The following is a 3,631-nucleotide window of genomic DNA, read 5'->3' on the forward strand; positions in this document are numbered from 1 at the left end:
GCCCCGGCGCCCGCTGCCGCATTCGAACCACCCACGGCGCAGCAGCGCCAGCGTTTCCTGGACCAGGTCAAGGACGACCCGGAAGCCCTGGCCCGCCGCAAGGCCCTGCTGGAGCAGATAGACCGGGGCGACGCCGCGGCCATCGCACGCTGGCAGCAAATCAGGGAGCGGCGGCGCCAGGGTTCCGCCGCGCCTGCCCAATGACGGTCGCCCGGCGGCTGCACCCATGAGCCCATCCAGTCCTTTCATCCTGCGGCCGGTGGCCACCGCGCTGCTGATGGTGGCCATCGTGCTGGCGGGCCTGGTCGGCTTCAAATTCCTGCCGCTGTCGGCACTGCCGCAGGTGGACTACCCGACCATCCAGGTACAGACGCTGTATCCCGGCGCCAGCCCCGAGGTGATGGCACAAACCGTCACCGCGCCGTTGGAGCGCCAGTTTGGCCAGATGGCCGGCCTGCAGCGACTGAGTTCCACCAGTGCGGCCGGCGTCTCCATCGTCACCCTGCAGTTCGGCCTGGGACTGGCGCTGGACGTGGCCGAGCAGCAGGTGCAGGCCGCCATCAACGCCGGCGGCTCGCTGCTGCCCGCCGACCTGCCGGCGCCACCGGTGTACGCCAAGGTGAACCCGGCCGACGCGCCGGTGCTGACGCTGGCGATCACCTCCGACAGCCTGCCGCTGACCGAAGTGCAGAACATCGTCAACACCCGGCTGGCGCTGAAGATCAGCCAGGTCAACGGTGTGGGCCTGGTTTCCCTCAGTGGCGGCCAGCGGCCCGCCGTGCGCATCCAGGCGGACACGCGGGCCCTCGCCTCTTACGGCCTGGGGCTGGACTCGCTGCGCAGCGCGATCAGCTCGGCCAATGCCAATGCGGCCAAGGGCAGCATTGACGGACCCACGCGTTCGTATTCCATCAATTCCAACGACCAGCTGCTGGCAGCGCCCGATTACAAAAACCTGATCATCGCCTGGCGCAACGGCGCGGCGGTGCGGGTGACCGATGTGGCGCAGGTGGTGGACAGCGCAGAGAACGTCAAGCTGGGCGCGTGGAGTGGTCTGAAGCCCGCCATCATCCTGAACGTGCAGCGCCAGCCCGGCGCCAACGTGATTGCCACGGTGGACGCCATCAAGGCACGGCTGCCCGAGCTGCAGGCCGGCCTGCCGACCGCCATGAACGTCGATGTGCTGAGCGACCGCACCACCGGCATACGCGCCTCGGTGCTGCATGTGGAGATCGAGCTGCTGCTGGCCGTGGTCATGGTGGTGCTGGTGATTTTTGCCTTTTTGCGCAACATCCGCGCGACCGTGATCGCCAGCCTGGCCGTGCCGATTTCGCTGATAGGCACCTGCGGCGCCATGTATTTGCTGGGCTACAGCCTGAACAACCTGAGCCTGATGGCGCTGACGATTGCCACCGGTTTCGTGGTGGACGATGCCATCGTGATGATAGAAAACATCTCGCGCCACATCGAAAAAGGCGAAGCGCCCATGGCCGCCGCGCTCAAGGGCGCGCAGCAGATCGGCTTCACCATCATCTCGCTGACGGTCTCGCTGATCGCCGTGCTGATTCCGCTGCTCTTCATGGGCGACGTGGTCGGCCGGCTGTTCCGCGAATTCGCCGTGACGCTGGCCATCACGATCCTGATTTCCGCGGTGGTGTCGCTCACCCTGGTGCCCATGATGTCGGCAAGATGGCTCAAGCATGATCCCGAAGCCGACAGCAGCCCGACCGGTGCGAAGCTGCAGAAATTTTTCGATGGCGTGATCACGCGTTACGACCAGTGGCTCAGCTGGGTGCTGCGGCACCAGGGCGCCACGCTGGGGGTGGCGCTGGCCACCCTGCTGCTCACCGTTCTGCTGTATGTGCTGATTCCCAAGGGCCTGTTCCCGACCCAGGACACCGGCCAGCTGCAGGCCCGGATAGAAACTGCGCAATCGGTCTCGTATGCGCGCATGGCCGAGCTGCAGCAGGCGGCGGCTCGCGCCATCCTGGAAGACCCGGATGTGGCCAGCCTGAGCTCCTTCATCGGCGTGGACGCAGCCAACAACACCATGCTGCACACCGGCCGCATGCTGATCAACCTCAAGAAGAGCCGCAGCACCAGCCAGCAGGAAACCATGGACCGGCTGCAGCGCCGCGCAGCTGCGGTGGCCGGCGTCACCATGTACCTGCAGCCCACGCAGGACCTGACCATCGACGCCGAAACCGGGCCAACGCAGTTCCGCGTGTCGGTCGAAGGCTCGGACAATCCCACGGTGGCCCTGTGGGCCAACAAGCTGGCGCAGCGCATGCAGCAGTTGCCGGCCCTGCGCAACATCGCGTCGGACGCTGGTGCCACGGGTGCTTCGGCCTATATCTCGGTCGATCGCGACACCGCGTCGCGCCTGGGCGTCACCACCTCGTCGATTGACGATGCGCTGTACAGTGCCTTCGGCCAGCGCATCGTCTCGACGATTTTCACCGAGACCAACCAGTACCGCGTGATCCTGGAGGCCCTGCCCGACCCGCAGATGTCAGCAGCATCGCTGGGCACCCTGCCGCTGAAAACCGGCTCGGGTGCCACCACGCCGCTGGCCAGCATCGCCACCATCACCGAGCAGCCCGCACCGCTGCAGATCACCCGCGTGGCCCAGTACCCCGCCACCACGCTGGGCTTCGACACGGCGCCTGGTGTCTCCCTCGGCAAGGCAGTGAGTGAAGTCAAACAGGCAGCGAAGGACATCGCCCTGCCGGCCAGCGTGAGCCTGACCTTCCTCGGTGCGGCAGGGGCCTACCAGTCCTCGCTGTCCAGCCAGTTGTGGCTCATCCTGGCGGCCGTGGTCTGTGTCTACATCGTGCTGGGCGTGCTCTACGAAAGCTACATCCACCCGCTGACGATTCTCTCGACCCTGCCCTCGGCCGGCGTGGGCGCCTTGCTGGCGCTGATCATCAGCGGCTCCGACCTCGGGGTCATCGGCATCATTGGCATTATTTTGCTGATCGGCATCGTGAAGAAAAACGCGATCATGATGATCGACTTCGCCATCGACGCAGAACGCAGCGAAGGCAAGTCGCCGCAGGAAGCGATTCACCAGGCGGCGTTACTGCGCTTCCGGCCCATCCTCATGACGACACTGGCCGCGCTGTTTGCCGCCGTGCCGCTGATGCTGGGCTGGGGTGAAGGCGCCGAACTGCGCCGGCCGCTGGGCCTGGCCATCTTCGGCGGACTCATCGTCAGCCAGATGCTCACACTGTTCACAACGCCGGTGATTTATCTGGCGTTTGACAGGATGGGACAGAGGTTTGGGCGGAGGAGTTCTTTGTGAACCCCCTCCCCCTGCAGTTTGTCATCCCGGACCTGATCCGGGATCCATGCTCGAAGACCACCACCGTTCGGGCTGAGCCTGTCGAAGCCGCCTTTCCTTCCTGCGTTGGAGGTGTGCCCACAAGCCGGGGGTTGCCCGGCGGCAACTCACTTTTCTTTTGCGTCGCCAAAAGAAAAGTAAGCAAAAGAAAAGGCGACCCGATGGTCTGGGTCCCTTCGCTTCGCTACGGGCAACCTGCGGTGCTCGCCGAAAGCGGGGTCGAGCTCGAACTCGCTACGCTCAGACAATCGCTCGCCCTGATCCGCTTTCGGCTGCGCTCCTCGGCCC

At 65.5% G+C, this 3,631-nt stretch carries 2 protein-coding genes and 1 pseudogene; all 3 read left to right on the plus strand.

All coding sequences use genetic code 11. The features are described from left to right. A pseudogene (locus WA904_RS21180) lies at positions 1-204 on the plus strand (efflux transporter periplasmic adaptor subunit); the annotation flags it as partial. A gap of 22 nt (positions 205-226) precedes the next feature. Next, on the plus strand, positions 227-3,304 hold the full coding sequence (locus tag WA904_RS21185; protein ID WP_425199104.1) for an efflux RND transporter permease subunit: 3,078 nt from the start codon (positions 227-229) through the stop codon (positions 3,302-3,304). Beyond that, positions 3,301-3,631, plus strand: a 331-nt coding sequence (locus WA904_RS21190) for a hypothetical protein (RefSeq protein ID WP_425199105.1), incomplete at its 3' end; no start/stop codon positions are given. The genes WA904_RS21185 and WA904_RS21190, both read left to right, overlap by 4 nt.

The sequence above is a fragment of the Polaromonas sp. genome, assembly GCF_049790275.1.
Classification (GTDB): Bacteria; Pseudomonadota; Gammaproteobacteria; order Burkholderiales; family Burkholderiaceae_C; genus Polaromonas.

What these genes read in the sequence shown, in the direction of transcription:
- WA904_RS21185 (WP_425199104.1), top strand. Translation starts at nt 227, where the DNA reads ATGAGCCCATCCAGTCCTTTCATCCTGCGGCCGGTGGCCACCGCGCTG.